General features: G+C 59.0%; 10 protein-coding genes and 1 tRNA gene. All 11 read right to left on the bottom strand.

Going from position 1 to position 17,260, the window contains the following annotated elements; translation table 11 throughout:
• Positions 1-261: 261 nt before the first annotated feature.
• Positions 262-1,974 carry a family 43 glycosylhydrolase gene (locus LGH74_RS07780; RefSeq protein WP_226174191.1) on the bottom strand — a complete coding sequence of 571 codons (1,713 nt, stop codon included), beginning with the start codon at positions 1,972-1,974 and terminating at the stop codon, positions 262-264.
• Positions 1,975-2,020: 46 nt separating this feature from the next.
• Positions 2,021-3,094 carry a glycoside hydrolase family 43 protein gene (locus LGH74_RS07785; RefSeq protein ID WP_226174194.1) on the bottom strand — a complete coding sequence of 358 codons (1,074 nt, stop codon included), beginning with the start codon at positions 3,092-3,094 and terminating at the stop codon, positions 2,021-2,023.
• Positions 3,095-3,195: 101 nt separating this feature from the next.
• Positions 3,196-4,728 (bottom strand): RagB/SusD family nutrient uptake outer membrane protein, encoded by a 1,533-nt coding sequence (locus tag LGH74_RS07790; protein ID WP_226174202.1) that lies wholly within the window; start codon positions 4,726-4,728, stop codon positions 3,196-3,198.
• 52 nt (positions 4,729-4,780) lie between these two features.
• On the bottom strand, positions 4,781-7,810 hold the full coding sequence (locus LGH74_RS07795) for a SusC/RagA family TonB-linked outer membrane protein (RefSeq protein WP_226174210.1): 3,030 nt from the start codon (positions 7,808-7,810) through the stop codon (positions 4,781-4,783).
• Between the two features lie 452 nt (positions 7,811-8,262).
• Complete coding sequence (locus LGH74_RS07800; protein ID WP_226174212.1) at positions 8,263-11,769, bottom strand: PAS domain S-box protein; 3,507 nt, start codon at positions 11,767-11,769, stop codon at positions 8,263-8,265.
• Positions 11,770-12,079: 310 nt separating this feature from the next.
• Positions 12,080-12,167, bottom strand: a tRNA-Ser gene (locus tag LGH74_RS07805).
• Between the two features lie 65 nt (positions 12,168-12,232).
• The gene (locus LGH74_RS07810; RefSeq protein WP_226174214.1) at positions 12,233-13,321 is read right to left on the bottom strand and encodes an asparaginase; all 1,089 of its coding nucleotides are present in this window, start codon (positions 13,319-13,321) and stop codon (positions 12,233-12,235) included.
• A gap of 118 nt (positions 13,322-13,439) precedes the next feature.
• Entirely contained in the window at positions 13,440-14,207 is a 768-nt protein-coding gene (locus tag LGH74_RS07815) for a TatD family hydrolase (RefSeq protein ID WP_226174216.1), read from the bottom strand.
• Between the two features lie 91 nt (positions 14,208-14,298).
• Positions 14,299-15,402: a glycosyltransferase gene (locus LGH74_RS07820; protein ID WP_226174218.1), complete on the bottom strand. Its 1,104-nt coding sequence runs from the start codon at positions 15,400-15,402 to the stop codon at positions 14,299-14,301.
• A gap of 6 nt (positions 15,403-15,408) precedes the next feature.
• Positions 15,409-16,050: a polysaccharide deacetylase family protein gene (locus tag LGH74_RS07825; protein WP_226174229.1), complete on the bottom strand. Its 642-nt coding sequence runs from the start codon at positions 16,048-16,050 to the stop codon at positions 15,409-15,411.
• A 47-nt stretch (positions 16,051-16,097) separates the two neighbouring features.
• Positions 16,098-17,228 carry a glycosyltransferase family 4 protein gene (locus tag LGH74_RS07830; protein WP_226174231.1) on the bottom strand — a complete coding sequence of 377 codons (1,131 nt, stop codon included), beginning with the start codon at positions 17,226-17,228 and terminating at the stop codon, positions 16,098-16,100.
• Positions 17,229-17,260: the final 32 nt, after the last annotated feature.

Raw genomic sequence — 17,260 nt, forward strand, 5'->3', positions numbered from 1 at the left:
AGCGGAACGGAGACTTGTAAGCGGCAGCACACAACTACAGACAATAGATTGTGTAACTCAGCAATATCTTTATTTTTCTGTAATTCAGGCTGTTGCATGTTACCTCCCGAATACGTTACTGGTTTTCGGAGCAGCTATGCCGACTGAACTGGTGTGTAAAGTAAAAAAAGCTTTTGAATTTGCACAATCGTTTGTGTAGATTATTTACAAAAAAGAGGTGGAGCAGCCCCAAAATCGGCTTCTCCACCTCCCAATTGCGCTTTATTGAATCACCAACTTTTGTGTAGCGGTGCCAGTCTTCCGGCTCACCCGCACTAGGTACACACCCGGCTTCAGGGCCGCTTCTACTGCCAGCGTGGTGAGCTGCCGGCCGAACTCCTGCCGGTGCACTTGCTGCCCGCGCACGTCGTACACCTCCACCAGCGTGGCTTCGGCAGCGGGCGGGCCGCCCAGCGCTACCGTGAAGCCGGCCCGCGTAGCTGGCACCGGGTACACGCTCACACCAGTCAGTTTGCTGCCGGCCGTAGTGGCCAACACGCCGTTGATGGTGAGCAGCCAGTGCTGGCAGGCGCAGCCGTTGTAGTCCCACAAGCCCAGCTGCTGCCCGGCCGTGGCCGAGTTGTTGGGCACCTCCACTACCCTATTGCCATTGGCTGAAGCCAGCACCAGGCTGCCATCATTGGCCCGGTCGATGCGGAATTTCTGGCAACTCGTGCCGCTGTAAGCACCCAGTTGCAATCGGGCACCGGCCGCGGCCGAGCAGCCCGCCACATCAGCGGCCAGGCCACCCAGGGCGTTGGTAATCTTGTATTCGCCGTTGCCTAGGGCCGTAACGTCCCAGCGCTGGCAGTCGAGGCCGGCGGGGGTGCCCTGTGCTATCATCTGGCCCGCCACGCCGGTGCAGCCCCAGGCATCCCACACGAGGTTACTGCTCTGACTCTTGATTTCGTAGCGGCCCGGCGTCACCCAGTCGCGGCTGACGACGGGCCAGCCGGTGGCGTTCCATGTCAGCTTAGCCAAGCCCAATTTAGGCGCGCCATTATCGTCGCTATCATAATAATGGTGGGAAAAATAGCTTACGCCACCTTCTTCGTAAATTCCTGTGTGGCCTGGTCCTACGAAGCGGCCCGATACATTCAGCAGAACTGTACCCCCATTGTTGTTCAGATTTACTCCATTCTGATCCAGAAACGGCCCGCTGGGCGACGTCGACCGGCCTACTTGGATATAGTAAGAACTGTTGACGCCCTGGCAACATGCACCACGGTTGATAAACAGATAGTAGAAGCTGCCATGTTTAGTTAGATAAGCAGCTTCCACCCCACCGTTAGCGACGGTGTAGCCGGTAGTATTCAGGGGCTTGCCGGTGGCTGTATTGAGTTGCAGCATGCGGATACCACCAAAAAAGGAGCCGTAAGTAAACCATACATCGCTGTTAGTGTCCTTGAATACGGCCGGGTCAATGGCATTGGTACTGCTGCTGGCGTTGGAGGATATTACCTCCCCCTCGTCGACCCAGCGATAACTCGGGCTGGTCGGGTCCAGCGTGAGGTTGGTAGCCAGCCCGATGGCCGATACCTTGGAGCCGAACGTGGAGCAGGAATAGTAGAGGTAATACTTGCCATTCATGAAAATACACTCCGGCGCCCAGAAGTTGCCCGCGAAGCCGGGCACTTTGGTGTTGATCCAGCTGGGAATAGCATTGTTGGCAAATACCGGCTGTGGCCCGGCCGTCCAGTTAATAAGGTCGGTGGAATACATGCTGTAGATGCCCTGGCCGGTGCCGAAAATCCAGTACTTATTACCTTCTTTCACAATAGTGGAAGGGTCGTGGATGCCGGTTTGGCCCTGCAGAGCGTAGGTACCGGTGCTGGTCAGCGCCCAGAGCAGCAGCGCCAAAAACACAATCCGGCGCGGCCTGTTTGGAGCAGCCAGCCAGGCAGAGCGGGAAGTAAGCAGTAGAGAGAAAAACATGGGTATTAGAGATTAGCAGTGAAGGGATTCCAGCACCGAGGGCTAACTATTCGCCGCTGGGCTTGGTAAGCGGAGTATTAATAGCTACCGGCACGCCGAAGTTGGGAGTGCCATCGGCGTTCCAGGCAAACTTCTGCATGCGTGGGTTGCGCTTCTCCACGCAACCCTCGTTAGGGTTAGAGTTGGCGTGGTACAGAATCCAATCCTCTTTACCGTTCTTCGACTTGAAAAAGGAGTTGTGGCCGGTAGCATAGGCCCGGCCAGCGGGGTTTTGGGAGAAAACCGGTTGGGCCGACTTGGTCCAGGAAGCCGGTAGCATGGGGTCGGCGGTGTTGCTGGCCGTAAGCAAGCCCAGCGAGTACTGGTCGGCACCGCAGAAGCTGGCCGAGTACACCAAAAAGGTTTTGCCGTCGTGCTTAAGGATTTCGGGACCTTCGTTTACAAAGGGCGGGCCCACATTTTCCCAGCTGTATTCAGGGTGGGAAAGTTCTGTGCGCGGGCCAGTCAGCGTCCAGGGGTTACTCATTCGCGAGATATAGAGGCGCTGCACAGCATCCACTCCATTGTGACCCGACCAGATGAAGTAGCGGTTGCCGTTCTGCTCCAGCACGGTGCCGTCGATGGCCCAGTAGTCGGCCGCGGCACTAAACAAACGGCCTTTATCCACCCACGTGCCCGTGGTAGGGTCGGCGGCTTCATTTTCCAGCACCCAGGTGCGCTGCCGGCCTAAATCGGTACCAGCCGGGCCGGCCGAGTAGTAGATATACCACTTGCCGTCCAGGAAGTAAAGCTCCGGCGCCCAGAGGTTTCCCGAGGCATTACCCGCCGCTGGCGGCTGCCATACTACCTTGCTGGGAGCCGTGCGCAGGTCCGACATTTTCTCCGTCTTCCAGATTACCAGCCGGTCGTTGAGCGTGTGCATATAGTAGTAGAATCCGTCTTTCTGGTATACCCACGGGTCCGGTCCGGAGTTCATCAGCGGGTTCTGAAAGGTGGTGGCCGTGGTAGTGGGCGGTACTACCGGTGGCACGAAAGGCGCGGTCTTGCTTTTCTGGCAGGCGGTGCCGGCCAGCAGCAGCCAGAGCAGTGGCCCATACGCCACGTGGGAAACTATTTTCATGGGTGGGAACAGAGGCGCGGGTGGGAAGGAAAGGCGTTGAAGACCAAACAGCCGCTCTGGCGGGGCCGGAACGGCTGTTGGCGGATTAACACGAACAGAGCTTAGTAGCCAGGATTCTGCTTGATGTTACGGTCAATATCGATGTCGGTCTGCGGAATGGGCAGCAGCTTGGACTTGCCCAGCACGAAGGTGTTGAAATCGGCGTCGCGGGTCTTCAGCTCATTGATTCCAGCTTGGTCATCCAGCAGGCGGTAGCGGTTGATATCGTACCAGCGTACCCCTTCCCCCGACAGTTCCGTAACCCGCTCGTGGCGAATCTGGGTCACCATCTGCTCTTTGCTGAGCGTGGTGGCAATCGGGTTCAGACCAGCACGGGTGCGGACTTCATTTACCAGGGCAGCAGCATCGGCGGGCCGGTTCAACTCGTTGAGGGCCTCGGCCTGCATCAGAAGCACGTCTGAGTAGCGAATCAGACGGATATTGATGCCAGAGAAGAAGTTCTCGAAGTTGCGGGTACGGTCATTCTGGTACTTGCGCCAGAAATAGCGGCTCGGGTTCAGATTCAGCCCCCCCACGCCGAAAGGCTGCCCGTACACCACCGGTGTGCCCACGGCGCTAAACAGCGTGGCATCACGGCGAGGGTCTATCAGATGGCGCGTGCTGCTGCCGGGCGCGAAGGCCGCAGTGGAATCCCGAAACTCATCGAATACCCAGCGCCGGGCCTCCACGTCGGCGTAGCCGATACCGTTGGGAGCAAAGAACTGTGCCCGCTCGTTGCCTTCGGCCGCGCCGGCAAAGTCCTGCCCACCCGTGATGGAAGCATCCGAAAACTGGACCTCAAACAACGACTCGCTGTTGTTCTCATTAGCCATTGTAAAATTATCCACATAATCGGGCATCAGGGAATACTGCTTGGAGCTGATGACCTCAGCGAGTTGGGCGGAGGCTTCCGTCCATTTGCGCTGCAGCATGTAAACGCGCCCCAGCAGCGCCGTAGCGGCCCCTTTGGTAGCGTGCCCTTTCTCATTGGCGCCGTAAGTGAGGGGCAAGTCTGCCTTAGCGGCCAGCAGGTCGGTGATTACCTGGGCCTGCACTGACTCCACCGTACCCTGGGGCACGCGGGTGGCGGCGTCGGCTACCACTAGGTTCAGGGGCACGTTGCCAAAGGTCATCGACATATCGAAATAGCACAGCGCGCGCACGTAGTGGGCTTCGGCCAGCAGCCTCTTTTTCAGCGTCTCGTCCATGCTGATGTCGGGTACCCGGGCAATGATCTGGTTGCAGCGAAAAATTGTCCGGTAGAAGTCAATCCACATGAAGTAGGAGTACTCAAACGTGGTATTGGCCTGCACAAAGCGGGTGTACTGGGCCAGTTCTACGTAGGGGCTCTGGCTAAAGCCCTCGTCCGAGCGAGGAATGGTAGCGAAGTGCCACCGCTGGCTGTACGTACCGATATACTGCAGGCCGGAGTACATGGCCGTAACGGCCCGCACGGCATCGTCCTGGCTTTTCCAGAACTGCCCGGTGCTGGGCTCGTTCGGGTTTACCTTATCGAGTAGGTCATCTTGGCAGCTGCCGGTGCCAAATAAGAGGCTGCCGGCCAGCAGAACAGTGGAAATTTTATGGAGTTTCATGGAAGTAGAGCAAACGTTGGGAAGAAAGGCCGCGCATGTGGCCCGGCCGGGTTTAGAAATTTACCTGCACGCCCCCGGTAAAGGCCCGCACGTTGGGGTAGCTGCCATCATCCACACCCCGGCCAAAGGTGCCGACACCCGGCGTTTCAGGGTCGAAACCGGTGTATTTCGTCAAGGTGAAGACGTTGCGGCCCGTGACGTACACCCGCACGCTGCCCAGACCGGGCACATAGTTGCTCAGGGTTTTGGGCAGGGTGTATCCCAGCTGGATGTTGCGCAGACGCAGGTAGCTGCCATCTTCCACCCAGCGAGTGGTCTGGCGTAGCGTATTCATGCCGTTGCTACCGCCCTGCACCAGGCGTGGCGTGGTAGTCGAGTGGTTTTGCTCGGTCCAGGGCTCAATGTCGCGGCGGAAGTTGCTGCCGCCCTCCAGATTATCCAACGAGGCGCGGGTTGAATTAAAGACTTCATTACCGGTCACTCCCTGCAGGAACACGCTGATGTCGAAGCCTTTGTAAGCGGCAGTCAGATTCAGCCCAAATTGTAAGTCCGGAAACGGATTGCCCACAAAGCGGCGGTCCAAGTCGGTATTGATCACGCCGTCACCGTCCACGTCCTCGTACTTCACGTCGCCAGGCTTGGCGGTGGGCTGAATCACTTTGCCGTCCGAGTTTTTATAATTGTCAATTTCACTCTGCGACTGAAAAATACCCAACATCGGAATCAGGAACAGGCGGCTGATGGGCTGCCCTACCGTGGTGCGCGTCAGGTTGAGCGCGCCGGGAATGTTGGGCTGCAGCTCCGACAGCGCCAACACTTCATTTTTAATGGTCGACAAAGACAAATCGGCCCCATAGGTGAAATCCTTACGGTTGTCATGGTAGCCCAAGGCCAGCTCGAAGCCCTTATTCTGAATTTCGCCCAGATTGGTGTAGGGCGCGGCGTTGTAGCTACCCAGGTAGGTAGGTAAAGGCGGATTTACCAGCGCGTTCTTGGTGTTCGATACATAATAGTCGGCCGCCAGCGTCAGGCGGTTGTCGAGCAGCCCCAGGTCCAGGCCCACATCGGTGGTGTAGCGCTCTTCCCAGCGGATGTCCTTGCTTTCCAACCCGATCTGAATGGCGCCGTTGGTGATGACCTGACCCGAACCGTACACGTAATTCACGTTCTGGTTTACCGTGGCCTGGTACAGGTAAGAGCCGGGCAGGTTATCGTTGCCGTTGACGCCGTAGCTGGCCCGCAGCTTCAGGTTACTTACTTTGGGCAAGGCATCTTTGAAAAACTGCTCCTCACTCACTCGCCAGCCCACGGAGGCCGCGCCGAAGTTGCCGTACTGCCGGTTCCGGTCGAAGCGCGACGACCCATCGCGCCGAAAGCTGGCCGTGAGCAGGTAACGGTTATCGTAGTCGTAGCTGGCTTGAGAAAAGTAGGAGCGCTTGGCCCAGTCGTCCATGAGGCCGCCCACCGTGGCGCTGCTGGCCAGGGTAGCGGCGTTGAGCACAAAGTAGTACTGGGGCACCGATTGAAAGCCAGTGCTACGGCCAGAGGTATTGTCGGCATTATACGTCTGCTCGGAGTAGCCCAGCACCACATTCACGTTGTGATTGCCGAAGCGCTTGTTAAAGTTCAGCGTATTCTCGACCAGCAACGTGCGCTGGGTACCGCGGTTTTCGGCCAGGTAGGTTTGCCCCTGCACCGGGTCACCCAGCCGGATGCTGCCTTCCTTGCGAGCGTCCTTGTCGGCAAACAGGTGCATTTCCAGGCCCAGGTTCAGGCGGTACGAGAGAAAGTCGAAAAACGCAAATTCCGCGTTGGCACTGCCCTGCAGCCGGTCATTCTTCTGGGTCCGGTTTAAAATCTGCTGGGCGCCCACGGGGTTCACCGAGTAGTTGAACAAGGCGGCGCTGCCGTAGCCGAAGCCGCTTACCGTGGTGGGGTCATACACGGGAATACCGGGCAGCATAGTCAGCACGTCCACGAAAGCCACATTGTTAAGCAGCGTCGTATTGACGTGCGTCAGCAGGGCACTCTGACCCAGCTTCAGGCGGCCGCGCCGCAGGCCCGAATTAAGGCGCACGCTGTAGCGCTCAAACTTGGGGCCCTGCACCACGCCTTCTTGGTTGAAGTAGCCCGCGGAAATCAGGAAGTTGCTAGCATTTTTCTCGGCCTGCGTCCCCCCCGAAAACGACAGGTTATAATCCTGCACCCGGCCGGTCTGGAAGAACTCCTTTTGCCAGTCCGTATCCACGGCGTTGGTAAAGGTGCCGCCAGCCTTGTCGGCCCCGGGCAACACGGGCACACCGGCGTTGTTATAGGCCACGGCACTCCGATCTGCCCACTCGCTGTGGTTGGTCAGATCATATTTTTTGTAGATGCTTTCAACCCCGGAATACCCGTTAAAGCTGATCCTGGGCTCTCCAGCCGCGCCGCGCTTGGTCGTAATCAGAATTACTCCGTTGGCCCCTCGCGACCCGTAGATGGCCGTCGAAGAAGCGTCTTTCAGCACCGTGGCCGATTCGATATCGTTGGGGCTCAAATCACGGATATTATCCGTCCATAGCCCGTCGATTACATACAGCGGCTGGCTGGTCAAAGCTAGGCTGCCCACGCCGCGAATAACGATATTGGGTACGGCGCCTGGGGCACCGGAGCCCTCTACCTGCACGCCTGGTGTACGGCCCTGAATTGATTGCGCCAACGTAGGTACGGGAGCTTTGGTGGTTTCCCGGACGTCGAGGCTACTGACGGCACTGGTTACGTTCTGTCGGTCTTGCTGCAGGTAGCCTACCACCACTACTTCGCTCAGGGCTTTCATGTCTTCCGCCAGAGCCACTTCCAGCGTGGTGGTTGCCTCAGTAACGGCTATTTCCCGGCGTACATAGCCTACATAGCTGAATACTAAGGTACCACCTACCGGCGCGGAAATGGTGAACGTGCCGTCCGCGTTGGTCGAGGCCCCGTTGGTAGTGCCTTTCACCAGCACCGTCACGCCGGGCAGTGCGGCCCCTTTCCCGTCAACGACCCGGCCGCTAACGGTTACATCAGCCGCGACGGTTACAGGGTGGCTGGCTGTGGCAGGCACGGGGGCCGCAGCTGCCAGTGCCGACTGCAAAGGCAGGCAGCAAAGCAAAGCCGGAAGGGTAATCCGACCCATTTTTGGTACAGGCTTTTTCATAAAAAATGAATGTGGGAATTGGAGAGAAAGCAACACAATCGTTTGTGCTAAAAAAGGATTTCACAATCGTTTGTGTAGAAGAGCAAAAAAAAAGCGCGTGCTTAGAAAGTTCGTTTTGAGGCCGTTGAGGGCGTTTTTTCGCTCTTCGAGCAAAAACTCAGGGGAGCCATTCCGGAAATAGTGAGTAAGTGTAATGAAATCACAACAAATAACCAACAAATTATTTGCGGCGGCTCCCCTACTATTCCTGCTTGCTACCGCCTGCAACCAGCACTTAGCGGCTACCCGTAAGCTCCAACTATGGTAGCCAGCCTGCGCCCTATCGGAGTCCTTGCCAGCCCAACCGAACCGTGGCTGATTCAGGACGAGCCTACATCCTGGCGGGCCTTCTGCAGCTCCTGCGTCAGGCATTCGTTCAGCTTTTCCAGACCCTGAATCACCTGTTCCAGCACTGGCTCGAGGAGTAGTGGCTCAAACGGACCAGACCAGGTATCCAGCTGCTGCACGGCGGGCAGCAGCTGGTGCACCTGCAGATGCTCCAGGCTGGGCTTTAGCTTGTGGGTAGTGGCCCGCAGCAGCGGCACATCCTGGGTGTGCCCGGCGGTGCGCAGCTCCCGAATTGACTCCTCTCCGCTTTCCAGAAACGACTCTAGCATCAGAACCGTGAAATCGGGGTCGCCGTGGCCGATTTGCTGGATTATGCCCAGATTATAGAAGGCGGTACCCGAAGCTGGCGCGGCCGCTAGTGGTGCGGCCACCACTTCAGTCAACCGCTCGCCCAGCGTCCAGTAGCTAATGACTTTCAGCAGGTCGTCTTCCTGAAACGGCTTGGCTAGGTAGTCGTTCATGCCGGCATCCAGGCATTTTTCCCGCTCACCCTTAATGGCGTTGGCCGTCAGGGCAATGATGGGCGTGGGCAGGGCCAGTTCTTCCCGGATGCGGGCCGTGGCTTCCAGCCCGTTCATGACGGGCATCTGCACATCCATCAAAATCACGTCGAAGTCCTGCTGTCGAACCAGCTCCACGGCCACGGCTCCATTTTCGGCTTCAGTAACGACCAGCGCCGCGTTTTGCAGGAAACCTTTGGCAATCTGGCGGTTGAACGTATTGTCTTCGGTAAGCAATACGCGTTTGCCCCGTAGCCGCTCCCGGGCCTCGGTCGTTACGGCCGTCCGGTAGGGCATATCCTGGTCGGAGCCGATGGGCAGGCGCAGCACGAAAGAACTGCGGGTACCCTCGTTCTTCTCGCTCACAATTTCGATTTCGCCGCCCATCAGGTTTACCAGGCTGCGGCTAATGCTCAGGCCCAGGCCGGTGCCGCCAAACTTGCGGGTGACGGAGGAATCTTCCTGGCTAAACTCTTTAAAGATATCGACCAGGAATTCGGCATCGATGCCGATGCCCGTATCGGCCACCGTGAAGCGCAGCTCTACCTGCCCCTGCTCCTGCCCCACCAGCTCGCAGGCCACCGATACCTGCCCTTTCTCGGTAAACTTGATGGCGTTGCCGGCCAGATTCAGCAGTACCTGCGTGATGCGGTACGGGTCGCCAAGCACTACTTCGGGCAGTTGTGCATCGGCGGTCACCAGAAAGCGCAGGCCTTTCTCCTCGGCCTTGAAGTACAGACTCTTCTCGACCTGCTCCAGCAGTACAGGCAAGCTGAAGCCGATCCGCTCGATAACCAGCTGGCTGGCGCTGAGCTTGGAAAGGTCCAGGATGTCGTTGATAATAACCAACAGGTTTTCGCCAGAAGTCGCAATGGCGTGCAGGTAATTCTGCTGCTCGGGGCTCAGAGACGTTTTGGCCAGCAGCTGCCCCATGCCCAGAATGGCATTCATGGGCGTGCGGATTTCGTGGCTCATGTTGGCCAGAAACTGCTCCTTGCTGCGGGCCGACTCTTCGGCGTAGTCTTTGGCCGCGCGCAGGTTAAGCTCCAGCTCTTTCTGATGCGTGATATCCAGAATGATGCTGATGGAGCCGTATAGCTGACGGGCATCGTTGTAGACCGGGGCCCGGCTGATAAGGGCCCATTTGCGGCGGCCACTTTTGGTGGTAATAACCAGCTCGTAGGTATCGGAAACGCCTCTGCTACGGTTGTCGTCCTTTTCGGCCAGCCACTCCTGGTCTACGTCGCTGAGCACTTGCTGCATGGCATCCCGATGGAGGAACTCCCCGGCCTCAAACTCGGTGATGTCGCAAAAGGCCTGGTTGACGTAGGTGATGCGGCCCTGCAAGTCCCGCTCGACCAGGCCCAGGCGCATGTTCTCGATGATACTGCGGTATTTCTCCTCACGGCGACGCAGGGCCTCTTCGCTGTTTTGCCGGACTGTTACGTCCTGAAATTTCCACAGACAGCCGATGTAGGTTTCGTTTACCCTAATCGGGACGAAGTCACAGGCCAGAATACGGCCGTCCTGCATGGCGAATATCTCACCGGTCAGCAATTCCCGCTTCCGCACGATTTCCTCGTAGCGGGCCATAAAGTTTTCCTCGTCCCGGAACCGGTTTTTGGCCTGACGGCCAAACCGCCGGGCATCCAACCCCACTAGCTCAAGGGGCGAGATACTGATATTGAACAGCTGGCAGATGGCTTCGTTGGCCAGCACCACCTGCCGATGCTCGTCCTCCAGCAGAATTCCCTCCTGAAAGTTGGCAATGGTAGTGGAAAGCCGCAGCCGGGAGGCTTCCACGGCCACGTTGGCCTCTTTAATGGCTGAAATATCGGTGTGCACCCCGGTCATAATCAGGGGCTTGCCTTGCGCATCGACTTTTGTAACTAACCCTCGAGTGAGCACCCACTTATAGACGCCATCCTTGCAGCGCAGCCGGCGCTCGATGGAATAAATTGGTACCTCACCGCGCAGATACGCATCGGAAGCCTGCTGGCTGCCCACGATATCATCGGGATGGACGTGACCGAGCCAAGATTGCGGCTCGCGGGCAAACTCTTCGTCGGTATAGCCCAGCATGGCGCGGTAGGCCGCCGAAAAATACTCCTCTTCGGTTTGATAGTTGAACTCCCAGGCCCCGTCGCCAAACCGCTCCATGGCCAGCCGCCAGCGCTGCTCATTGGCCTGTTCGGCCTGTTCGGCCAGCTTTAGAGCCGTGATATCAACCAGTATACCACTAAATAAGCTGCCGTCCGCGTCAGTAACCGACCTTACAGCATTACCGCGGCACCAGCGCACGGGTTGACCAGGTACTTGGAGCCGGCCCTCAAACGACCAGGTAGTGCCATTGTCGCGCGCCTGCTGCATGGCAAGCCGCCACTGATGCCGGTCCTGGGGATGAATAAAATCGATGGCCGGCTGCGTCGAGTCGGGGTCGATGCCGAAGAGCTCGTGCAGCCGGGGGCTGATGTAGAGCAGGCCTGAAGGCTGGCTGTGGTTTTCGCGCCACTGAAACAATACACCGGGCACGTGTTCGGTGAGGTAGCGAAACCGCTGGTCGCTTTCGCCCAACGCCTGCTGGGTGGCTTTCCACTCGGCAATATCTTCCAGCAGGGCCACAAACTGCGGCGCCTCACCGGCCGCGTTGGGCAGTGGCTGCACTTTTATGCGGAGCCAGCGTGGATTGGCCGTTTGGTGGGGCACTAGGGCCTCGTAGCGGAAGGGTGCCTGCGCCAAAAGCTGCCGCTGCAGATAGGCCGGCGCGACTTTGCCCGCACCCGTGCCCCGTAGTAGTAGCCAGGGCGGTTGGCGCTGCAACTCTGCGGGCTCATAGCCGGTCAGCTCGGTGCAGCCCTGGTTGCTCCATAGCACGTGTCCCTGCTGATCGAGCACCAGCACGGCATCGAAAGCCTGCAGCAACAGCCGCAAGTCCGTCTCCCAGTTACCAGATGGCTTAATGGAGTAGCGCTCAGTCACAACTATCGCCAAATAAGAGGATTAAGGGCACAAGCAGCGTCCTTTTCGCGCCCGGCACTTTGTGGCCTACTGACAACTTCTTCCCAATGTGCCGGCTTACTGCCCCGCCCTCGGTTGTATGTCAGGAGTGCAATCTAGTCGTTCAGTTCTTTTTAACACCTATTTATGGCAAGTATTCTATCTGGAAGCCGCTATTGGGGCATAAAGCCACCGCCAAGTGTCGGGTGGTGGCTTTGGTATGCTGATAAGCTAGGTATTTATCGAAATAAAAGCAAAAACCCCGCCTGCGTGATGCAAACGGGGTTTTATGCAGAGAGGATGGGATTCGAACCCACGATGACCTTTTGAGCCATACACACTTTCCAGGCGTGCTCCTTCGACCACTCGGACACCTCTCTGGGTCAGTAATCGGGTGCAAAGTAACGGCCCTTTTTCCGCAAACGCAAGCTCGGAGCCATTCTGACTAGCCCAAACTGATTTCGCCACGCAGGTCCTGGGTGAGCAGGTGGGCCGTTTCCTGGGGGCTGCGGTTCAGGCCAAGCACAAACATGAGCTTGGTAATGGCGGCTTCAGCAGTAATGTCCTCGCCGCCAATGACGCCCAGATCAGTGAGTTGGGAGCTGGTTTCGTACTGACCCTGAATCACGCGGCCCTCTTCACATTGGCTTACGTTGAGGATGTAAACGCCTCGCGTCTGGGCATCACGCAGGCAATTTAAAAACCAGGGCGCAGTAGGCGCATTACCCGAGCCGTAAGTTTCGAGCACGCACCCGCGCAGGCCTTCTACTTCCAGCACAGCCCGTACTACCTGCTCGGTAATGCCGGGAAACAGCTTGAGAATTACCACCCGGTCGTCGAGGTGCTGGTGCACGTGCAGGGGCGCGGAGGGCAGGTGGCGCATCTGCGGGTCGTTAAACTCGACTTCGATGCCGGCCCGGGCCAGGGGCGGGTAATTCTCGCTGCGGAAGGCATTGTACTGCTGGCTTTCTACCTTCTTGGCCCGGTTGCCCCGGATCAGCAGGTCGTTGAAGAATACGCAGACTTCGGGCACGCGCACGGTACCGGCCGTCGAGTGCCGGGCCACGGCAATATCGAGGGCCGTAATCAGATTGCGGCGGGCATCGGTGCGGATACGGCCCACCGGCACCTGAGAGCCGGTAAAGACCACCGTTTTGCCCAGGTTTTCGAGCAGGTAGCTGAGGGCAGCGGCCGAATAGGCCATGGTATCGGTGCCATGTAATACCACGAAGCCGTCGTAGTGGGCGTAGTTTTCCTTGATAAGCGCGGCCAGCCCCAGCCAGTCGGCGGCCGTGACGTTGGAGGAGTCAATGGGCTCGGGCAAACTCAGCACCGAGAGGTTCATGTTGAGCTGGCGCAGCTCGGGCATTTTCTTCCGGATCTGCTCAAACTTCATGGGCACCAGCTCGCCGCGCTTGTTGTACTCCATGCCCACGGTACCACCCGTGTAGATAACCAGCACCGAACTTGCCGGCCGGGTGTCGGGCCCAATTGGCTTGATATCAATGAGAGGCAGCGTAGCGGGAAGGTTCATGGGAGCGGTGAGTTAGTGAGTTAGGCAGTTAGTGAGTTTGATGGGCTGGTGGCGCAGGCGCAAATGGCGCATATCTCGCAATTAGAACGACAACTCACCGAGTCGCTAAATCACCATTTCACAGCGCGAACAGCGCCTTGGCGTTTTGAGTGGTAGCCTCGGCAATTTCCTCGGGGCTTTTGCCCAGCAGCTCGGCTACGCGGCGCGCTATGAGGGGCAGGTAGGACGGCTCATTGCGCTTGCCACGGTGGGGCACGGGAGCCAGGTAGGGGCAGTCGGTTTCGAGCAGCAGGTGCTCCAGGGCAATGGTGGGCAGAAACTTGTCGGCCCCGCCGTTTTTGAAAGTAGCCACGCCCCCAATGCCCAGCTTGAAGCCCAGCCGCAGTACCCGCTCAGCTTCTTCCGGGGTACCCGAAAAGCAGTGAAATACACCGCGTAGCGTGCCATCCTGGGCTGCTTCGATGATGTCGGCCGTTTCCTGGAAAGCATCACGGGTGTGGAGCACGAGCGGTAAGTTGTGCTTTTTGGCCAGGGCCACCTGCACCCGCAGGGCTTCCTGCTGCTGGGCCAGAGTGGTTTTATCCCAGTATAAATCGATGCCGCACTCCCCCACTGCCGCGAAGGGCCGCTTGCCGAGCCACTCTTCCACCAAGTACAGCTCCCGCTCGAAATCCTTGCCCACCGAGCACGGATGCAGCCCCATCATGGCAAAGCACTGCTGCGGAAAGCGGGCCTCGGTTTCGAGCATCCCGTCGATGCTGGTGTGGTCGATGTTGGGCATCACGATGGTGGTGACGCCAGCCTCGTAGGCACGGTGCAGGGCTTCGTCGCGGTCGGTTTTAAACTGCTCGGAATAAATATGGGCGTGCGAATCGGTGAGTTGCATGGGTTCGTTGTTGGTTGATGATTGTTAGGCTATTGAGTATCATATAAGCCGATTCCTCTATCCTATTTGCTCATTGTGTATTAGTAGTTACTCATTTATAGAGTCGACCCTTCCAGTCGAAGGCAACGGGCAGCAGCCGGAATACGCTCAGACTCACGGTGAGAGCTACAGTGTAGAGCTCAAAGGCGGGCAGCAGGTGCCAAGGCATGCGCAGGCCAGCCCGGCGGTAGCAGCCCCAGGCCAGCAAGCCTTGTAGCAGCATCTTGACTCCCAGCACTGCTAGCGCTGCCAGCGGCCCGGCTGCCCAGACCAGCACCAGCAGCAGCGGGTAAAACATGGCATAAAACAACAGGCCGCTTTGCAGCCACCCCGGCAGGGCTTCCACCCCGCGCAGCCAGCGCCGGCGCTGGTGCAGTAGCCGCAGCGGCGTACCGATGGGCAGCGAATAGGCCAGCACTTCGGGCCGGAATACGTTGCGAAACGTGAAGCCCTTCGCCAGCACGGCCTTAAACAGCTCAAAATCTTCGGTGACGGAAAACGGCAGCGCCTCGTAGCCGCCCGTGACCTCGTAGGCAGCCCGCGTCACGAGCATATTGTTGCCCATAGCCGTCACGGGCCGCCCCTGATCCGACACGACCTGCACCAAACCCAGCGACTGGAGCCAGTCGAGGCCCTGGAGCTGGTCGAACAGGCGGGGGCCGCGCACCACGGTGAGGCCCGTGACGGTACCTACTTTGGGCCCGGCGAAGGGCAGCATGGCCTGAATCCAGCCGGGCGCCACGGCAATATCGGCATCGGTAATAAAGAAATAATCGGACGTGGCCACCCGGGCCAGGTGGGCCAGCACGTTGGCTTTGCCCCGGGCCGTGCCCAGCTGCTCGGTGATGGTGAGGCACTGGAAACGCCCCGCGTAGCCCTGCATAGTACGTTCGGCTACAGCACGGGTCTGGTCGGTGGAGGCGTCGTCGCCGAGCAGTACTTCTACTAAGTGGGCGGGGTAACTGAGCTGACGAATGGCGGTGAGGCAGCGGGCAATGGCGGCTTCCTCGTTGCGGGCCGCAATGAGGATACTGACCCGGGGCCAGGGCTGAGACAGTGCGTCTGGCACGGGCCGCTTCCGTAGCCAGAACAGCAGCGTGCAGGTTGCTAGCACTAGAAACCAGAGCGCAAAATAGCCGGTGAGAAAAAATAGCATGAGGTCTTACAACAGCTCAAACCGGAAGCCCCGCTCGGCGAAATGCGCCAGGTAGCGCGGCAGCACGTAGCGCATGTTGCGGCTGGCCTTCAGGCTGTCGTGAAACACAACCACCGAGCCGGGCCGCGTGAGGCGCAGCGCATCGCGCAGGCACTTTTCGGAGGCATAGTCCCGGTCGTAGTCGCAGGTAAGCAAGTCCCACATCACGATGCGGTAGCGCGGTTCCAGTTGGCGGTTCAGGCCCGGGGTGAGGCGGCCGTAAGGCGGGCGAAAAAACCGGGGCGCGGCAGCGGGCAGCAGGGCGTCGAGGGCCGCCTGGCAGCGGGCAATATCCTCGTAATATACCTCGGCCGGCGTAGTCCAGCCGCTGAGGTGGTGGTGCGTATGGTTGCCGAGTTGGTGGCCGGCTGCCAGGGCGGCGCGGGCAATATCGGGGTGGCGCTCCAGATTGTCGCCGACGCAGAAAAACAGCGCCTTGGCATTATACGCGGCCAGTTGCTCCAGCACCCAGGGCGTCTCCTCCGGAATCGGGCCGTCGTCGAAGGTCAGATACAGTGTTTGCTGCTCACTCTCCGCCGCGTGCGGGCCGCGCCAGATGGTATTGGGCAGCCAACGGTGCATTGCTTCGGGCAAACGGTGAAGGTGCATCAGGTGAAGTTGTGAGTTGGTTAAATGGTGAGTTGTTGGGCGGGCTTTTACCGGGTTGTTACCTCAACAATATTCTGCCAGATTTGCTCCGCGCTACGCACCCAGGAGAAGCGGTGCACGTTTTCCAGGCCTTTGCGCACCAACTCCTGCCGCAGCTCCGGTTCGGCTTCGAGGCGGGTAAGGCCGTCGGCAATGGAAGCTACCGACAAGGGGTCGGCGAGCAGGGCCGCGCCGCCGGCCACCTCGGGCATGGAGCTGCAATTGGAGGTAAGCACCGGCGAGGCGCAGGCCTGGGCCTCAATGATAGGAATGCCGAAACCCTCGAAATACGGCACGTACACCGTGCTCAAAGCCGCCGCGTAGAGCTGCACCAGCTCCACATCCGACACGCGGCCGGTAAGGTGCACGGCCCCGCGGTGCTGCATTTGCTGGTAAGCATCGAACATCGGGCCGGCTTTCCAGGCCGTGCGGCCCACAATAAGCAGCTTGGCGGCCGAGCCCGTGCGGGTTTTGAACTCATCGAAGGCCCGCAGCAGGTTTACCAGGTTTTTGCGCGGCTGCAGGGCCCCCACAAACAGAAAGTAGGGCTTGCCAGCGCTGAACCGGTCCCGCACGTCCTGCTGGTCGGCGGCGGGCAAAGGCCGGAAGTGGGCATCAGCCGCATTATATACCACCCGGATTTTATCGGCGCTGGTGCCGTAGGTCTGTACCAAATCCTGTTTCGTAGCCTCCGATACGGCCAGGATTCGGGCCGAGGCGCGCACGAACTTCGGGGTGAAATAGTGGTAGTACTTGCGCTGCAGCCAATCCACATCCTGCGGGAAATGCTCGAAGGCCAGGTCGTGAATGACGGTGATGCGCGGCACCCGGGTGCGCAGCGTAGTGAAGCCGTCGGGACTCAGGAACACGGCCGGCCGGTTCTTTGTCAGCCAGGCGGCCACGGCGCCCTCAAACCAGGCCACGAACAAAAACGGGTGGCGGGCCGGGGGCAGCAGCACGTGGGGCACTACATTGTCGGCGAAGAGGTAGCGCTGGTCGTAGGCGCGGTCGAAGAGGAAGTGGAAAGTATGCTCGGGGTGCTGGCGGACGAGACGACTGAGCGTTTCGTAGGTGAAGCGGCCAATGCCTTCGAGTTTGTCGCCGGGCAGCAGGAAGCGGACGTTAACGGCAATATTCAACGAGTGCGGGTTTCGGAGGCGCTAAGATGACC

This window comes from Hymenobacter lucidus (assembly GCF_020447265.1).
Taxonomy (GTDB): Bacteria; Bacteroidota; Bacteroidia; order Cytophagales; family Hymenobacteraceae; genus Hymenobacter; species Hymenobacter lucidus.

Coding starts and splice junctions, on each gene's coding strand:
- LGH74_RS07810 (WP_226174214.1), bottom strand. CDS start 13,321: ATGAACCTTCCCGCTACGCTGCCTCTCATTGATATCAAGCCAATTGGG.
- LGH74_RS07815 (WP_226174216.1), bottom strand. CDS start 14,207: ATGCAACTCACCGATTCGCACGCCCATATTTATTCCGAGCAGTTTAAA.
- LGH74_RS07785 (WP_226174194.1), bottom strand. CDS start 3,094: ATGAAAATAGTTTCCCACGTGGCGTATGGGCCACTGCTCTGGCTGCTG.
- LGH74_RS07820 (WP_226174218.1), bottom strand. CDS start 15,402: ATGCTATTTTTTCTCACCGGCTATTTTGCGCTCTGGTTTCTAGTGCTA.
- LGH74_RS07825 (WP_226174229.1), bottom strand. CDS start 16,050: ATGCACCTTCACCGTTTGCCCGAAGCAATGCACCGTTGGCTGCCCAAT.
- LGH74_RS07790 (WP_226174202.1), bottom strand. CDS start 4,728: ATGAAACTCCATAAAATTTCCACTGTTCTGCTGGCCGGCAGCCTCTTA.
- LGH74_RS07780 (WP_226174191.1), bottom strand. CDS start 1,974: ATGTTTTTCTCTCTACTGCTTACTTCCCGCTCTGCCTGGCTGGCTGCT.